The organism is Streptomyces sp. 8K308 (assembly GCF_004348315.1).
In the GTDB taxonomy this organism is placed as follows: Bacteria; Actinomycetota; Actinomycetes; order Streptomycetales; family Streptomycetaceae; genus Streptomyces.
Window position 1 is genome coordinate 1 of sequence record NZ_SMKC01000028.1, and the last position, 14,126, is coordinate 14,126.

General features: G+C 71.9%; 19 protein-coding genes. 10 read left to right on the forward strand and 9 right to left on the reverse strand.

Features of this window, described 5'->3' with window-relative positions; all coding sequences use genetic code 11:
* Positions 1-281: 281 nt before the first annotated feature.
* A complete protein-coding gene (locus E1265_RS06830; RefSeq protein WP_132929316.1) occupies positions 282-668 on the forward strand; it encodes a hypothetical protein in 387 nt (128 codons plus the stop codon).
* Here E1265_RS06830 and E1265_RS06835 read toward each other — a convergent pair.
* Both E1265_RS06835 and E1265_RS06840 read right to left on the reverse strand, forming a co-directional pair.
* Complete coding sequence (locus E1265_RS06835; RefSeq protein WP_132929317.1) at positions 654-1,379, reverse strand: aspartate/glutamate racemase family protein; 726 nt, start codon at positions 1,377-1,379, stop codon at positions 654-656. The two genes, E1265_RS06830 and E1265_RS06835, sit on opposite strands and share 15 nt — an antisense overlap.
* Positions 1,380-1,387: 8 nt before the next feature.
* Entirely contained in the window at positions 1,388-2,272 is an 885-nt protein-coding gene (locus tag E1265_RS06840) for an aspartate/glutamate racemase family protein (protein ID WP_132929318.1), read from the reverse strand.
* A gap of 240 nt (positions 2,273-2,512) precedes the next feature.
* On the opposite strand from E1265_RS06840, the gene E1265_RS06845 reads away from it, so the two are divergent.
* Positions 2,513-3,487, forward strand: coding sequence for a D-2-hydroxyacid dehydrogenase (locus E1265_RS06845; RefSeq protein ID WP_132929319.1), 975 nt, complete (start codon positions 2,513-2,515; stop codon positions 3,485-3,487).
* Positions 3,484-4,923, forward strand: a complete 1,440-nt coding sequence (locus E1265_RS06850) for an amidase (protein ID WP_132929320.1) — start codon at positions 3,484-3,486, stop codon at positions 4,921-4,923. The genes E1265_RS06845 and E1265_RS06850 overlap by 4 nt, the downstream gene beginning before the upstream one ends.
* Here E1265_RS06850 and E1265_RS06855 read toward each other — a convergent pair.
* On the reverse strand, positions 4,904-5,422 hold the full coding sequence (locus E1265_RS06855) for a DUF3830 family protein (RefSeq protein WP_132929321.1): 519 nt from the start codon (positions 5,420-5,422) through the stop codon (positions 4,904-4,906). The two genes, E1265_RS06850 and E1265_RS06855, sit on opposite strands and share 20 nt — an antisense overlap.
* Positions 5,423-5,498: 76 nt before the next feature.
* Positions 5,499-6,077 carry a TetR/AcrR family transcriptional regulator gene (locus tag E1265_RS06860; protein WP_132929322.1) on the reverse strand — a complete coding sequence of 193 codons (579 nt, stop codon included), beginning with the start codon at positions 6,075-6,077 and terminating at the stop codon, positions 5,499-5,501.
* 64 nt (positions 6,078-6,141) lie between these two features.
* On the opposite strand from E1265_RS06860, the gene E1265_RS06865 reads away from it, so the two are divergent.
* Positions 6,142-6,996, forward strand: coding sequence for an NAD(P)H-binding protein (locus E1265_RS06865; protein ID WP_243740582.1), 855 nt, complete (start codon positions 6,142-6,144; stop codon positions 6,994-6,996).
* Here the strand turns inward: E1265_RS06865 and E1265_RS06870 are convergent.
* From E1265_RS06870 to E1265_RS40235, 5 genes are all read right to left on the reverse strand, one after another.
* Positions 6,993-7,799, reverse strand: a complete 807-nt coding sequence (locus E1265_RS06870) for an alpha/beta hydrolase (RefSeq protein ID WP_243740583.1) — start codon at positions 7,797-7,799, stop codon at positions 6,993-6,995. The two genes, E1265_RS06865 and E1265_RS06870, sit on opposite strands and share 4 nt — an antisense overlap.
* A gap of 141 nt (positions 7,800-7,940) precedes the next feature.
* Positions 7,941-8,708, reverse strand: coding sequence for a phosphotransferase (locus tag E1265_RS06875; RefSeq protein ID WP_132929323.1), 768 nt, complete (start codon positions 8,706-8,708; stop codon positions 7,941-7,943).
* Positions 8,698-8,895, reverse strand: a complete 198-nt coding sequence (locus E1265_RS06880; RefSeq protein ID WP_132929324.1) for a DUF397 domain-containing protein — start codon at positions 8,893-8,895, stop codon at positions 8,698-8,700. Before E1265_RS06880 ends, E1265_RS06875 begins: the two co-directional genes overlap by 11 nt.
* Positions 8,871-9,140, reverse strand: coding sequence for a Scr1 family TA system antitoxin-like transcriptional regulator (locus E1265_RS40230; protein WP_165953672.1), 270 nt, complete (start codon positions 9,138-9,140; stop codon positions 8,871-8,873). The genes E1265_RS06880 and E1265_RS40230 overlap by 25 nt, the downstream gene beginning before the upstream one ends.
* 39 nt (positions 9,141-9,179) lie before the next feature.
* Complete coding sequence (locus tag E1265_RS40235) at positions 9,180-9,713, reverse strand: Scr1 family TA system antitoxin-like transcriptional regulator (RefSeq protein WP_132929326.1); 534 nt, start codon at positions 9,711-9,713, stop codon at positions 9,180-9,182.
* Positions 9,714-9,839: 126 nt separating this feature from the next.
* Between E1265_RS40235 and E1265_RS38695 the strand changes: the two genes are divergently transcribed.
* The 6 genes from E1265_RS38695 (at position 9,840) to ehuA (ending at position 14,126) form a co-directional block, all read left to right on the forward strand.
* Positions 9,840-10,412 (forward strand): hypothetical protein, encoded by a 573-nt coding sequence (locus E1265_RS38695; protein ID WP_243740584.1) that lies wholly within the window; start codon positions 9,840-9,842, stop codon positions 10,410-10,412.
* A gap of 28 nt (positions 10,413-10,440) precedes the next feature.
* Complete coding sequence (locus E1265_RS06900) at positions 10,441-10,857, forward strand: SRPBCC family protein (protein WP_132929327.1); 417 nt, start codon at positions 10,441-10,443, stop codon at positions 10,855-10,857.
* 129 nt (positions 10,858-10,986) lie between these two features.
* Positions 10,987-11,904: an ectoine/hydroxyectoine ABC transporter substrate-binding protein EhuB gene (gene ehuB, locus E1265_RS06905; protein WP_132929328.1), complete on the forward strand. Its 918-nt coding sequence runs from the start codon at positions 10,987-10,989 to the stop codon at positions 11,902-11,904.
* Positions 11,901-12,662: an ectoine/hydroxyectoine ABC transporter permease subunit EhuC gene (ehuC, locus tag E1265_RS06910; protein ID WP_132929329.1), complete on the forward strand. Its 762-nt coding sequence runs from the start codon at positions 11,901-11,903 to the stop codon at positions 12,660-12,662. The genes ehuB and ehuC overlap by 4 nt, the downstream gene beginning before the upstream one ends.
* Complete coding sequence (gene ehuD / locus E1265_RS06915; protein WP_132929330.1) at positions 12,659-13,318, forward strand: ectoine/hydroxyectoine ABC transporter permease subunit EhuD; 660 nt, start codon at positions 12,659-12,661, stop codon at positions 13,316-13,318. The genes ehuC and ehuD overlap by 4 nt, the downstream gene beginning before the upstream one ends.
* Positions 13,319-13,325: 7 nt before the next feature.
* Positions 13,326-14,126: an ectoine/hydroxyectoine ABC transporter ATP-binding protein EhuA gene (ehuA, locus tag E1265_RS06920; protein ID WP_132929346.1), complete on the forward strand. Its 801-nt coding sequence runs from the start codon at positions 13,326-13,328 to the stop codon at positions 14,124-14,126.

A 14,126-nucleotide genomic window follows, 5' to 3' on the forward strand; every position in this document is an offset into this window, starting at 1 on the left:
CCCCATGCCCCCCGCCGACCTCCGCCGCCTGTTGTCGGGCGACACCGGGGCCTGACAGACGCCTGGCCGGCACCCCAGCCACGACGGCGCTGCCGCGCCGCGGCCGCCAGGCGCTTGGCGCCGGGGCCCGCCCGGCCGCCGGGCGCCTGGCGCGGCGCCGCAGGCACCTGGCTCCGGCCCGCCCGACCACGGCGTCGTGGCCAAAGCCCGGCCGGCAAGGCCACGGCGGTTTGTCGCCAAACCCTGTACTCCGTGTGGTGATGTGGCCATACTGCGCAGCCATGACGATCACTGCTGAGAACATCACGCTCACCCAGCTCGATAAGTTGCTGGGAGACGAGGCCACGCCGGTCGTGCACCGCGCGCTGTGGGCGTTGTTGTGGGAGAGCGAGGTGCGGGTGCACGACCTGTTGACGCTCGACGTGGCCGATGTGGGCGTCGCGGAGGGGCGGCTGAGAGCCGGCGGCGATCAGTTCGGCGAGCGCGCCGGGGCGTTGCTCGCCGAACTGATCGGGGAGCGCACGGCCGGGCCGGTGTTCGCCGTCGGGGAGCGGGCGTTGACGTGGGAGGAGGCGGTGCGGGCCGCCGGGGAGCGGGAGATCGCGATCCACGCGTTCCGCACCGGCGGCAAGGCGCACCGCAGGACGCTGCGGTCAGGCGAAGAGTGAGCCCATGGCCGGGCAGGGCGCGGCGGTGTGGGCGAGCAGCCGCAGCCCCTCCCAGGCGGTGACCTGGTTGGCTGTGAGGACCGGCTTGCCGATCGCGGCCTCAAGGTCCGGGAGCCAGGCCGCCGTGTGCAGCGCGGTGTCCGGGAGCAACACGGCCTCCGCGTCCGGGTGGTCGCCGGCGCGGGCCAGTCGCAGCACCTCCTCGCGGCCCCAGGTGCCCACCTCCGCGGCCGTGATGATGCCGCTGCCGCGCATCGCCACCACCTTGATGCCGGCCGCGTGCAGGAAGTCGACGAAGAGCGCGGCCACGTCGGTCGGGTAGGTGGCCGCGACCGCCACCCGGCGCAGGCCGAGCGCGGTCGCCGCGCGGGCGAAGGCGAAGGACGTGCTGGACGCCGGCCGGTCGGCGGACGCCGCGAGGCGCCGCACCTGCTCGCCCGCGCCGTCCCAGCCGTAGACGAAGCTGGCGCTGGTGCAGGCCCAGACCACGGCCTCGGCGCCCGCGCCGGTGAGCTCGTCGACCTTGGCCGTGATCCGGTCGACGGAGCCCATCTCGAGCAGCGCGTCCACCCGGTGCGCGTCGGTGCCTATGTCCGTGTGGACCAGCGGCAGCAGGACGTCGTCGCCCGCGGCGTTGAGTAGGGACTCCATGCGCGGGAAGTCGTCCTCGGCGGAGTAGCCGGGGTACAGGAAACCGACCATGGTCGTCATGCGGGAACTTACCTTTCCTCTTCCGGTGGAACATCGGCCTCGGCCACGAGCTCGGCCTCGGCCGCCGCGGTGGGCGCCGCGGGCGCCACCGCGGCCAGCGGCGGCTCCTCGGCGGCCGGCGCGACGCCGCCCATCGCGGCGGGGCCGCGGCGCGCGGCCGGGTCGAGCAGCGCCTGGTAGGGGCCGACCGCCTCCCGGCCGATGGCCCGCAGCGCCGACCAGATGGTGACCTGGTTGGCGGAGATCACCGGCATCCGCAGCTCGGCCTCCAGCTGCGGGATCGCGTCGTAGGTCGGCAGGTTGGTGCAGCTGATGAACAGGGCGTCGGGCGCGCCGGCGCCGGCCACCGCCTGCCGGGCCATGTCGACGACGTCGCGGTAGGGCACCCGCCAGATCTCGCGGGTGAGCCCGAGGTAGCTGCGGCCGGTGACCTCGATGCCGGCCTCCGCCAGGTACTCCTCGAGCGCGTCCGTGACCGACTTGGTGTACGGCGTCACCACGGCTATCCGGCGGGCGCCGAGCTCGCCGAGCGCGTCGAGCAGCGCGCCCGAGGTGGTCAGCGAGGGGACCTCGCCGGCCCGCGTCATGGCGGTCGTCATGGCCCGCTCGCCCGCGACGCCGCCGACGAAGCTGCCCGAGGTGCAGGCGTAGGCCACGATCTCCGGACTGACGGCGCTCAGCGCGCGCACCGCCTCGGCCAGCGTCTCGTGCTCGCTGACCATCCGCGCCAGGTGCAGGCTGACCTCGACCGGCACGAACGGGGTCCGTGTCACATGCAGGGACACGTCGTCGGGCACCCATCGCCACAGCTCGCGATCGAGCGCGAAGTCGAAGGGGGCGACGACGCCGACGCCGCGTTGCGGCTGCGGCCCACCGAGAAACGAGAGCTCCATGCTGGGCTCCATGTTAGGCGTGTCAGACATGTCGGACCCTGATCGTGCGAGCGGAGACGAGGGCCTCGGCTGGCCCTCGGACCGAAAACTGGAAATCATGGGGCTGGAAACGCTGGAGGGACTGGAAGTGAGTCACCCTCGTCCACGAAGGTAGGGTCCCGTCCCGACCGCGGTCAATCGCGCCTGCCATCCACCTGCCCTCAATGAAACACCCACTCGTTTCGAAACGGTTTCTCCGCCATGTCGCAGCCCCGTGTCCTGGTCCTCGACGCCGAACCGCTCCCCCGCCTCGACCGGCTCTCGGGCCGGGCCGAGGTCCTGCACTGTGACGAGGCGACGCTGGCCGAACGGCTGCCGTCGGCCGACGTGCTGCTCGTGTGGGACTTCCTCTCCGACGCCGTCCGGCACGCCTGGCCGGGCCCCGGGAACCGGCCGGCCTGGGTGCACACCGCGAGCGCCGGCGTGGACCGGCTGCTCTTCCCCGAGCTGCTGGCCTCCGACACCGTGATCACCAACGCCCGCGGCGTCTTCGACGGCCCGATCGCCGAGTACGTGGCCGGTCTCGTCCTGAGCATGGCCAAGGACTTCCGGGTCGGCTGGGAGCTCCAGCGGGAGCGGCGCTGGCTGCACCGGGAGACCGAGAAGGTGGCCGGCGGCCGGGCCGTCGTCGTGGGCTCCGGGCCCATCGGGCGGCGGATCGGCGAGACGCTGCGGGCGCTCGGCCTCGGCGTCACGTTGGTGGGCCGCCGGGCCAGGGGCGGGGTGCGGGCGGCCGACGAGCTGCCAGGGCTGCTCGGCCTCGCGGACTGGGTGGTCTGCGCGGCCCCGCTCACCCCGGCGACCACGGGCCTCTTCGACGCGGCGGCCTTCGCCAGGATGAAGCCCACCGCGCGTTTCATCAACGTCGGCCGCGGCCAGCATGTGGTGGAGCGCGACCTGGTCGCGGCGCTGCGCGCCGGCACGCTGGCCGGGGCCGCGCTCGACGTGTTCGAGAACGAGCCGCTGCCGGCCGACAGCCCGCTGTGGGACGTGCCAGGACTGGTCGTCTCGCCGCACATGAGCGGCGACACCTTCGGCTGGCGGAACGACCTGGGTGAGCAGTTCCTCGACAACTTCGACCGCTGGTACGCGGGCGAGCCGCTGTTCAACGTCGTCGACAAGGACCTCGGCTACGTGCCCTCGGGGCCCTCGTCGGATCTTCCGGAGGAACCGTGACCGACCTCACCGCACTGACCTTCACCGCCATCCAGCTGACCCGCGCCTACGCGGACGGCGAGGTCTCCCCGGTCGCCGTGGCGGAGGCGGTGCTCGACCGGGCCGAGGCGGTCAGGACGGCCGTGAACGCGTTCGTGTTCGTCGACCGGGACGGCGCGCTCGCGGACGCCCGCGCCTCCGCCGAGCGCTGGCAGCGCGGAGCGCCCGCGGGGCCGCTGGACGGGGTGCCGGTCACCGTCAAGGACATCCTGTTGCAGCGCGGCCACCCCACGCTGCGCGGCTCGGCCGCGGTCTCGTCCGCCGGCCCCTGGGACGAGGACGCGCCGGCCGTGGCGCGGCTGCGCGAGTCGGGCGCGGTCTTCGTCGGCAAGACCACGACCCCCGAGTTCGGCTGGAAGGGCGTGACGGACTCGCCGGTGTGGGGCGCCACCGGCAACCCGTACGACCCGGCCCGCACCGCCGGCGGGTCGAGCGGCGGCAGCGCGGCGGCCGTTGCGCTGGGCGCCGGGCCGCTGAGCCTGGGCACGGACGGCGGCGGCTCGGTGCGGATCCCGGCCGCGTTCTGCGGGATCTTCGCGTTGAAGCCGACGTACGGCCGGGTGCCGCTCTACCCGGCGAGTGCCTTCGGCACCCTGGCCCACGTGGGTCCGATGACCCGCGACGCGGCGGACGCGGCGCTGCTGATGGACGTGATCGCCCGCCCCGACTCCCGCGACTGGTCGGCGCTCGGGCCCCTGCACCGCAGCTACCGCAACGCGCTGGCCGGCGGCGCGGCCCGGGTGCGTGGGCTGCGCGTCGCCTACTCCCCCGCCCTTGGCTTCGGCGTCCCCGTCCACCCCGAGGTGGCGGCGGCGGTGCGGCGGGCCGTCGACCGGCTCGCCGAGCTCGGCGCCGAGGTCACCGAGGTCGATCCGCCGCTGCCGCCGCTCGACGAGCTGCGTGCCGCGTTCCACGTGCTGTGGTTCAGCGGCGCGGCCCGGGTCACCGAGGGCTTCGACGCGGACCGGCGGGCGCTGCTCGACCCGGGGCTGCGGGAGATCTGCGAGGAGGGCGCCCGCCACACCGCGCTCGACTACCTGGCGGCCGTGGACGTGCGGATGGCGGCCGGCCGGCTGATGGGCCGCTTCCACGAGTCCCACGACCTTCTGGTGACCCCGACCATGCCGATCACCGCCTTCGGATGCGGCGTCGAGGTGCCGGCCGGCTCGGGCCTGAAGCGGTGGACGGAGTGGACGCCGTTCACCTACCCGTTCAACATGACGCAGCAGCCCGCCGCCTCCCTGCCGTGCGGCGTGGACGGGGACGGGCTGCCGATCGGTCTGCAACTGGTGGCGGCCAGGCACGCGGACGAGACGGTCCTGCGGGCCGCGCACGCGCTCTACGAGGCGGGCGTGGCCGGCGTTCCCGAGCCGCCCTTCATGCCCGCCGGAAGCTGAGCGTCTCGCCGAGGGCCCCGGCCCGCCACAGGTCCTGGCAGGCGTCCGCCATCCGGTCGAGGCCCTCGGTGATGGTCCCCCAGACGATCCCCGGCACCCAGCCGGCGTCCCCGTTGATCAGCAGGTTGTTCCGCTCGTAGAACAGCGCGAGGTCGACGACCGTCTTGCGGCCGCGGTGCTTGGCGTCCTGCTCGTAGCCGTAGGAGGCGGTGGAGAGCTGGGTGTCGGTGAAGGTGAAGTAGCACAGGTCACCGGGGATCGGCGTGATCGTCGGGTTCTCGAGCGGCGGCTCCTGCGGCGCGAACGGCTCGACGAGCGCGTAGATCTCGTTCCGCGCGTACTTGGCGTGGTAGACGTCGCCGCTCAGCGGCAGCGCGTCCCAGATCGCGTCGCAGGTGACGGGCGCGCGGTCCCGCAGGAGCTTCGCGGTGCAACTGACGCCGCGCTTGTCGAGGGAGACGGTGATGAACCGCTCCACGACGGTGGGGGACTCGGACATGTGGGGCCTGCCTCTCGCTGACGCTGACTTTCGCGGGCGTCTACCCAGCATGCCCACGACGACCCGGTCAACCCCGTCAGGCGCGGAGGCCGTCGACGAGGAAGGTCGCCAGGCGGTCGGCGTTGGCTGGCCCGACCTGCTCGCGGAGCCAGGCCGCCGCGCTGATCAGGGCGAAGACGTCGGCGGCGGTGGCGTCGGCGCGGATCGCGCCGGCCGCGCGGGCGCGCTCGGTCAGCGCCTCGCCCGAGGCCGCCATGCGCTTGCACGCCGCGTACAGCTCGGACGCCTCGTCCTCCAGGCTGCCGAGGAACCGCCCGGCCAGGCCCCGGTACGCGGCGGTGTGCTCGGTGACCGCGCGCATCCAGCGGGCCAGCGCCGCGTCGGGGGCGGTGTCCGGATCGGCGAGCAGCTCGTCGCCGAGCGCCATGATCGCCTCGTGCCGCTCCCGGAACAGCGCCTCAAGCAGGGCGTCCCGGCTCGGGAAGTGGCTGTAGAGCGTGCCGATGGCGACGCCCGCGCGGCGGGCGACCCGCTCGAGCGACGCCTCGGTGCCGTGTTCGCGGAAGGCGGCGTCGGCCTCGGCGAGCAGGCGTTCCCGGTTGCGGCGGGCGTCGGCGCGCTGGCGGCGAGGGGCCGCGGCGGTGTTCTCCGGCATAACGTGAGGGGTCCTCATGTAAGATGGCGTCGCGGGCTCAATTCGAGCCACCCTCATGTTAGCCATGGGAGGACCCATGATCCTGGTCACCGGCGCCACCGGCACCACCGGCGGCCGTCTGGTCCGGCAGCTCGCCGAGGCCGGCACCCCGTTTCGCGCGCTGGTGCGGGACGAGGCGAAGGGCGCGGCGCTCGGCCACGAGTTCGTCGTGGCGGACTTCGACGAGCCGTCGTCGGTGCGGGCGGCCCTGACCGGCGTCGACCGCGTCTTCCTCGCCAGCGGCGGCGCCGTGCCGGTACCGGACGGCGAGCCACAGCCGATGGTCCGGCAGGAGACGGCCGTCATCGACGCGGCCCGCGCCGCCGGCGTCGGGTACGTGGTCAAGCTGTCGGCCTGGCGGCCGACGCTCGGCGCTCCCCTCTCGGTCGGCGCGCACGCGGAGATCGAGCGCCACCTGGCGGCCTCGGGTCTCGCGTGGGCGACGCTCCAACCCACCGGGTTCATGCAGAACTTCCGCACCGGGGCGGGCGGCTTCGCCACCGACGGCGCGATGGAGGGCCCCTACGGCACGGGCCGCGTCGCCTACGTCGACGCCCACGACATCGCCGCCTCCGCGGTGGCGCTCCTCGCCGCGCCCGAGCCGCGCGAAGGGGCGTTCGCCCTGACCGGCCCCGAGCCGCTGACGCACGCCGAGATCGCCGCGAAGCTCGGCGTCCCGTTCCGCGACCTGCCGCCGGAGACGGCCGCCGCCGCGCTGCGCGAACGCGGCCTGCCGGCCGGCTTCGTCACCGACCTGCTGTCGCTGTACGCGGGGATGGCGGCCGGCGAGCTGTCCGAGGTGACGACCACCGTCCACGAACTGACCGGCCGCGCGCCGCGCTCGTTCGACGACTTCCTGACGGCGACCGCCGCCCGCTAGCGCGCGGCGTGGGCCGCGGTGAAGGCCAGCAGCGGTGCGGCCGTCCGCGGCGGGTCCTCCAGGATGGGTGAGTGGCCGAGCCCGGGCAGCCACTCGACCTCCGCGCCCGGAACGGCGCGGTAGTCGGCGGCGGACGAGGAGCGCCACCTGCGGTCGTCCTCGCCGAAGATCACCCGCAGCGGCTTGCCTACGGCCGTCAGCCGCTCCGGCAGCGTCCGCTGCCGCAGGTAGCCGACGGCGGCCCGCATCGTCGCGGCGAACGAGTGGCGGGTCATGGCGCGCAGGTCGTCCACGAGCTCCTGGGGGACCTGGTAACCCGGGCGGCTGAAACCGGTGCTCGCGAGGAAGCGGATCTGCTCGTCGGTCGGCGGCCACCGCTCGGGTCCGGCGCCGGGCTCCGAGGGGGCGATGAACGCGGCCATGCTAGGGCCGGTGTTGACGAGCGCGAGCGCCGCCACCCGTTCTGGTCGCTGCTCGGCGAGGGCGGTGGCGACCATGCCGCCGCTCGAATGGCCGACGACCGTGGCGCGTTCGACGCCGAGCCGATCGAGCACCACGCCGGCCCGACGCCCCTGCGCGGGAATCTCGTAGTCGCCGTCGTCCGGTTTGGCCGATCGGCCGGCCCCGAGCAGGTCCAGCCGGATGACGTGGTGGGAGGCGGCCAGCAGCGGAACGAGCTGGTCCCAGGAGCGGGTCGACGCGGCGGACCCGTGGACGAGCAGGAGTGCGGGGGCGTCGCGGGGGCCGTCCTGGCAGACGTGGATGGCGCCGTCGTCGAGCGGCAGCATCGAGTGAGTGGTCATAAGGCCCACTGTCGCCGCCGGCACGCGCCGCCGGCTTGGACGAATGTTCCGTATGGCCTGTGGCCACGCACTCCCGGATGGTCCCGCACCCGGCCGTGACCCTGGCGTTCGCGACCAGCCGGACGACGGCCGGCCACCACCTCACCAACGAGGACGCTCGCCGCTCGTGAGGACGGCGAGGAACAGGTCCCGGTGGCGCAGCACGAGGTCACGGCCGCCGTCGGCCCAACCGACGGCGCCCTCGGCGTGCTCGCGGCGGGCGGGCGGCTGGGCGGGGTCGCCGAGCATGGCGGACTCCAGCTCCACGATCCTGGTCTGCTGCTCGACGATGGCGTCGAGCAGCGTCCCGGCGTCGAAGGCCGGGTCATAGCCGTCGCGGAAATCGCGGAGGTGGGCGGCCTGTTGCTCGATCGGCACCTGCATGCGCTCCAGAACGCACCAGCCCCAGGCCGCGTAGGCCAGGTCGTCGACGCGGCGGCCTGGCCGGCAGGCGTCCCAGTCCACGAAGGCGACGGGCAGTCCGTCGCGGAAGACGGTGTTGTAGACGCCGGGGTCGCCGTGAATCACGCACTCCTGGTCGCCGGCCAACGGATGCCCGGCGGTCGCCTCGTGCAACGCGCGCAGCGCGGCGCCACCGCGGGCGTACGCGCCGGCGGCCCGCTGGCTCGGGTGATCGGTCGTCCGGCCGTCGACGAAGGTCAGGATGTCCCGCCCCCGGTCGTCCACCCCGAGGTGACGCGGGGCGTACGGGTAACCGACCGCCTCGAGATGCCGCAGCACGGCGGCGGCGAACGCCGCCCGCTCGCCGCGCGTGCGGCGCACGGTGTCACCGACGCGGACCACCTCGGCGGTGAACTTGCCGCCCGTCAGCGGCACTTCTTGCACGAGGGCCTTCCGCTCAGCGGACATGCTCAAGGAAGGCGCCCCAGGCGGCGGGCTCGAACAGCAGCACGGCGGCGTCGGGGTTCTTGCTGTCGCGGACGGGGAGGACGTCCACGATTCTGTCGGCGACTTCGACGCAGTCGCCGCCGGTGTTGTCGCTGTAGCTGGACTTCCGCCACACCACAGGGTTCAGGTCAAGTGGCCGGGCTCGCACGGGTAGTCGTCCTCCATGATCTGCTTGATCAGGTCCTTGGTGGCATCGGGCAACAATGCGTGCACCTGGATCAGGTTGTAGATCGACAGGTACCGCGTCACATCCACCGACGACTGTACAAGTGAGCCCACGCTCATGCCTTCCAGATAGACGAGCTCCGGGGCATCGTTGAACGACAGGATCGACAGGGCGCCACCCATGGCGCCATGGTGCCCGGCTTTGAACTCCAGTACCTGAAGTGTCACCTGTGGGTGGTCCGCCATCGCGAGCAGATGCGGAGTTGTTCACGCATCACCTCGGCGCTGCCGACCGGGCGACGGAGAGGGGCTTCGTCCAGCACCGACCAGAGAGCCAGCGGGTTCGGGCCGGTTGAGCGGCTCTTGACTGATGCGCGCCTGCACCTGACGTTCCAGCTCCTCATCGGTGATGTGCGGCAAGCCAGACCTCGGAGCAACGCGGGCATAGGTCTCGGTCTGCAGCATGCCCGGGATGGTGTGCGTGTACTTCTGCACCCTCCGGGCCCGCATCTCCTCGTTCGTGTACGGCCTGACCCAAGCCATGTCGGCTTGACGCGTCATGCGCCACCACAGGTCCGTGATCTCGCCGTCGGCGGACAGCGCATCGTCGATCTGCTGGGCCAGCGCCTCGTTGGGCGGGTCCGTGGCCAGCTCGACCTGCGCGATGCGCGTGTGGGAGACGAACGACGCGTCGGCCAGCTGCTGTTGGGTCCAGTCCTTACCCTGCCGCAACTTGCGGACGCGCGCGCCCAGCATTGCGGCCAGCGACGCGCGAGGGTCGAGCGGCTTCGGTCCGGCCATGGCGGTGCCTCTTTTCACTTCCCGGGACTCAAGTCATCACCCCTGGTGAACGTAGTGACACGTTCCGATGATGGGAGGGGAAACGGACGGATCAACCGCCCGAAGGTGTGGAAAGGTGAATGCCGGATGAGCGACACGGGCAAGCCGGAGCGGAGGCGGCCGGGCACCCACTGGCCGGAGGCCCTGCCGGATCCCGATGACGTCGAGTTCGAGAGGGACGAGGGGGTCCTGCGTGACATCGCCGAAGGCCTCCGCGGTTGTCCCGACAGGAGGCCGCGCCTACCGGCGCTGCTGCGCGAGGCGAACCGGCTCGGCGAGACCAACCGACGCAGCCGTGGCTCACTGCCGCAGCCCCACGCCGATAGCGTGGAGGCGGGTTCCGGAAGGAGCGAGATGTCCCGCACGGACAAGACCAAACCGGTCTGGGTGCGCCACGCGGAGCACGATCCCCGGCCGGTGCACGACCACCGCTTCGGCGGCTGCGACCTGCCGCCGCGCCCGATGCCGGAGGGCTCGGACACCCGCTGCCGGTGGGAGCGCCCCGAGGCGCACATCTTCGGCCACACCTGCTGTTCGGGGTGCCACGACCGCGTCTGCGTCGCGGAGTGGCAGCAGTACGTGAAGGCCGGCAACCGCAGGGACCGCTACGCCGCCCGGCGCGAGGCGCGCCGTTTCCGCGACGGCGAGGTCGACGACTGAGGCGGGCGCCGGTTGGCATCATGGCCACATGGCTACAGAATCACGGCATATCGCCCAGTCCATCGCTCGTCCCGCCGGCGAGGTGTACGCCTTCGTGTCGCAGCCGGCCAACGTCCCGGCGTGGGCCGCGGGGCTCGGGAGTTCCGTGGCGGAGGTGGGCGAGGGCGAGTGGTTCGCCGAGTCGCCCATGGGGCCGGTGCGGATCGCGTTCGCGCCGACCAACGAGTACGGGGTGGTGGACCACGACGTGATGCTGCCGACGGGGGACGTGGTGCACAACCCGATGCGGGTGATCCCGGACGGCGCGGACGCGTGCGAGGTGGTGTTCACCGTGCGACGGCTGGCGGGGATGAGTGACGAGGAGTTCGACCGGGACGCGGGCCAGGTGGCGGCGGATCTGACTCGGCTCAGGGAGATCCTGGAGGGCGACGAGAGGCGAGGATGAGCCGTCCCGTCCCGCCACCAGCCGCATGGCGACAGCCAGTGGCGGTCTCCTGAGGCGCGCCGCGCCGGCGCGCGTAACGGCCCAGAATCGGTGCGCATGGAATCGCCGAAGGTGGGTAGCCGCGCGGCCATGGCTCCACCGAGGGAAAAACATCGATCAATTCAGAGAAATCCGGAGACGACGAAAGGTGTCAGCCGTCGGGCCCTGCTGGCCGGGGTGGCCGCGTTCGGCGCCCTGGGGGCCGCCGGCTGCTCGCGGGTCGCCGCCGAGGGAAAGGTCGAGGGCGGCGATCTGCTCGATCGGCTGCGGGATAGCGGCTCGGTGAAGATCGGAATCGCCAGCGAGCCGCCGTTCGGCTATATCGACGACCAGGGCGAGCCGACCGGCGAGGCCCCCGAGGTCGCCAAGGTCATCTTCCGACGGCTCGGCGTGGACAATGTCACACCGGTCCCGGTCGAATTCAGCGCGCTGATTCCGGGTCTCAAGGCCCAGCAGTTCGATGTGGTGTCGGCCGGGATGTACATCAATCCGGACCGGTGCGCCCAGGTGCTGTTCTCCGATCCCGACTACCTCATGCTCGACTCGTTCATCGTGCCGGCCGGCAACCCGCGCGGGCTGCGCGACTACGACGACGTGGCCGAGCAGGGGCTCGTCCTGGCCACCGGCCAGGCGTACGCCCAGATCGACTACGCGGAGGCGGCCGGCGTGCGGGACGTGCTGATCCTGCCCGACCAGGTGGCCGGCCTCGACGCGGTGGTGCAGGGCCGCGCCGACGCGTTCGCCGGTACGAACGTCACGGTCAACGGCGTGGTCGAGGGCAACGACCGGGTCGAGGCGATCGAGCCGTTCCAGCCCATGGTGGACGGCGAGCCGGCCTACGGCGCGGGCGGCTTCGCGTTCCGGCCGTCCGAGAAGAATTTCCGGGACGCGTTCAACGAGGAGCTGTTGCGCATCCGGGATAGCGGAGAACTCCTGGAGATCGTGGCACCGTTCGGGTTCACCGAGGCGGAGATGACGGATCTCACCGCTGAGGAGCTGTGCCGATGATGACCGAAGGAATGTTCACCAACTACTTTCTGCCGGGCATCTGGGTCACGATTCAGGTGACCCTCTACAGCGCGGCGCTCGGAGCGGTCGTGGCCTTTGTGGTCGGCACCCTGCGCACCTCACGGCTGTGGATAGTCCGCTTTCTCGCCGGCTGTTACTTCGAGATCTTCCGCGGCATGTCCGCACTGATCCTGATGTTCTGGCTGGTGTTCGCGCTGCCGCTGTTGCTCGGCTGGCAGCTGGTTCCGATGTATGCCGGAGTGCTCGCTCTCGGGCTCACCTACGGCGCCTACGGCGCGGAGATCGTGCGCGGCTCGCTGGCCGCCGTTCCGGTGGCACAGCGCGAGGCGGGGGTCGCGTTGGGCTTCACCAGGCTGCAGCGGCTGCGCAGGATCGAGATCCCGCAGGCGTGGCCCGAGATGGTGCCGCCGTTCAACAACCTGCTGATCGAGCTGCTCAAGGGCACCGCCCTGGTCTCCACGATCACGGTCGGTGACATGCTCTTCGCCGGCAACCTGGTGCGGATCGGCAGCAACGAGAGCGCGCCGATCTACACGCTGCTGCTGGTGCTCTACTTCGCGATGGCCTTCCTCATCACCCGCGGCATGCGGGTGGTCGAGCGGCACGCCAAGGCCGGCGTCGGGCAGCGGACCGAGCGCCGCGCACTCTTCTCGCGCCGCGGGGCACCCCCGCCACGGAGCGGCGGCGCCGCGGGCAACGAGCCGCTGACGGCCGGGGGATCGGTGGTGGCGCGATGAGCTTCGACTGGGACTGGGGAGTCGTCGACGACTTCATGCCGCTGTTCTGGGACGGCCTCGCGCTCACCCTGCGCGCGCTGCTGTTCGGCAGCCTCATCGCGTTCGGGCTCGGCCTCGTCTGGGCCCTGGCGATGCGCTCGCCGTTCACCTGGGTGCGGTGGCCGGTGACGGCGTTCACCGAGTTCGTCCGCAACACGCCGCTGCTGGTGCAGCTGTTCTTCCTCTACTACGTGCTGCCCGAGTGGGGTCCTTCGATGTCGGCGCTCACCACCGGGATCGTGGGCCTCGGCCTGCACTACTCGACGTACACCTCCGAGGTCTACCGGGCCGGCATCGACGGCGTGCCCGTCGGCCAGTGGGAGGCGTCCAAGGCGCTGAGCCTGCCGCGCCGCCGCACCTGGACGGCCGTGATCCTGCCGCAGGCCATCCGCAGGGTGGTCCCGGCGCTCGGCAACTACGTCATCGCGATGCTGAAGGACTCCCCGATGATCGCCGTCATCGGGGCGCTCGACATGTTCGGAGAGGCCCGGAACTTCAGCAACGAGACCTTCACGACCGAGGCGTACACGATCGTCGGCGTCGCCTTCCTCGTCATCGCCTATCCGGCCTCTCTGCTCATCAGATTCCTGGAGCGTCGTCTTGCCCTCACCAGCTGAAACCCCGATGCAGAACTCCCAGACCAACGGCACCCGGGCCAACGGCTCGGAGCTGGTCCGCTTCGACAAGGTCACCAAGCGGTTCGGCGGGACGACCGTCCTCGACCGGCTCGACTTCTCGGTGTCCACCGGAAAGCACGTCACCCTGATCGGCCCGTCCGGATCCGGCAAGACGACGATCCTGCGGCTGCTGATGACGCTGGTGAAGCCCGACGAGGGCACCATCAAGGTGGACGGCGAGTACCTCACCCACGAGGAGCGCGACGGCCGCCTCGTCAAGGCGGGCGACCGGCACGTGCGGGAGGTGCGCAAGAAGATCGGCATGGTCTTCCAGCACTTCAACCTCTTCCCCAACATGAAGGTGCTGCGCAATGTCACGGAGGCCCCGGTGCACGTGCTGGGCCTCGACAAGGACGAGGCGGAGCAGCGGGCCCGGGAGCTCATCGAACTGGTCGGTCTGTCCGAGCAGTTGGACAAGTACCCGAGCCAGCTCTCCGGCGGCCAGCAGCAACGCGTCGCGATCGCGCGGGCCCTGGCGATGCGGCCGCAGGTGCTGCTGCTCGACGAGGTGACCTCGGCGCTCGACCCTGAGCTGGTGGCCGGTGTGTTGGACGTGCTGCGGGACATCGCGCACAGCACGGACATCACCATGCTGGTGGTGACGCACGAGATGAGCTTCGCGCGGGACATCTCAGACGCCGTGCTGATGTTCGACCAGGGGCGGATCGTGGAGTCCGGTTCGCCGGACAAGATCTTCAGCGACCCGGAGCACGACCGGACCCGGGAGTTCCTCAGCACGGTCCTGTAG

Excerpts from the sequence above, each read along its gene's own strand:
- E1265_RS06830 (WP_132929316.1), top strand. The coding sequence starts at position 282 with ATGACGATCACTGCTGAGAACATCACGCTCACCCAGCTCGATAAGTTG.
- E1265_RS06835 (WP_132929317.1), bottom strand. The coding sequence starts at position 1,379 with ATGACGACCATGGTCGGTTTCCTGTACCCCGGCTACTCCGCCGAGGAC.
- E1265_RS06840 (WP_132929318.1), bottom strand. The coding sequence starts at position 2,272 with ATGGAGCTCTCGTTTCTCGGTGGGCCGCAGCCGCAACGCGGCGTCGGC.
- E1265_RS06845 (WP_132929319.1), top strand. The coding sequence starts at position 2,513 with ATGTCGCAGCCCCGTGTCCTGGTCCTCGACGCCGAACCGCTCCCCCGC.
- E1265_RS06855 (WP_132929321.1), bottom strand. The coding sequence starts at position 5,422 with ATGTCCGAGTCCCCCACCGTCGTGGAGCGGTTCATCACCGTCTCCCTC.
- E1265_RS06860 (WP_132929322.1), bottom strand. The coding sequence starts at position 6,077 with ATGCCGGAGAACACCGCCGCGGCCCCTCGCCGCCAGCGCGCCGACGCC.
- E1265_RS06865 (WP_243740582.1), top strand. The coding sequence starts at position 6,142 with ATGGGAGGACCCATGATCCTGGTCACCGGCGCCACCGGCACCACCGGC.
- E1265_RS06870 (WP_243740583.1), bottom strand. The coding sequence starts at position 7,799 with ATGACCACTCACTCGATGCTGCCGCTCGACGACGGCGCCATCCACGTC.
- E1265_RS06875 (WP_132929323.1), bottom strand. The coding sequence starts at position 8,708 with ATGTCCGCTGAGCGGAAGGCCCTCGTGCAAGAAGTGCCGCTGACGGGC.
- E1265_RS40235 (WP_132929326.1), bottom strand. The coding sequence starts at position 9,713 with ATGGCCGGACCGAAGCCGCTCGACCCTCGCGCGTCGCTGGCCGCAATG.
- E1265_RS38695 (WP_243740584.1), top strand. The coding sequence starts at position 9,840 with ATGAGCGACACGGGCAAGCCGGAGCGGAGGCGGCCGGGCACCCACTGG.
- E1265_RS06900 (WP_132929327.1), top strand. The coding sequence starts at position 10,441 with ATGGCTACAGAATCACGGCATATCGCCCAGTCCATCGCTCGTCCCGCC.
- ehuB (WP_132929328.1), top strand. The coding sequence starts at position 10,987 with ATGGCTCCACCGAGGGAAAAACATCGATCAATTCAGAGAAATCCGGAG.
- ehuC (WP_132929329.1), top strand. The coding sequence starts at position 11,901 with ATGATGACCGAAGGAATGTTCACCAACTACTTTCTGCCGGGCATCTGG.
- ehuD (WP_132929330.1), top strand. The coding sequence starts at position 12,659 with ATGAGCTTCGACTGGGACTGGGGAGTCGTCGACGACTTCATGCCGCTG.
- ehuA (WP_132929346.1), top strand. The coding sequence starts at position 13,326 with ATGCAGAACTCCCAGACCAACGGCACCCGGGCCAACGGCTCGGAGCTG.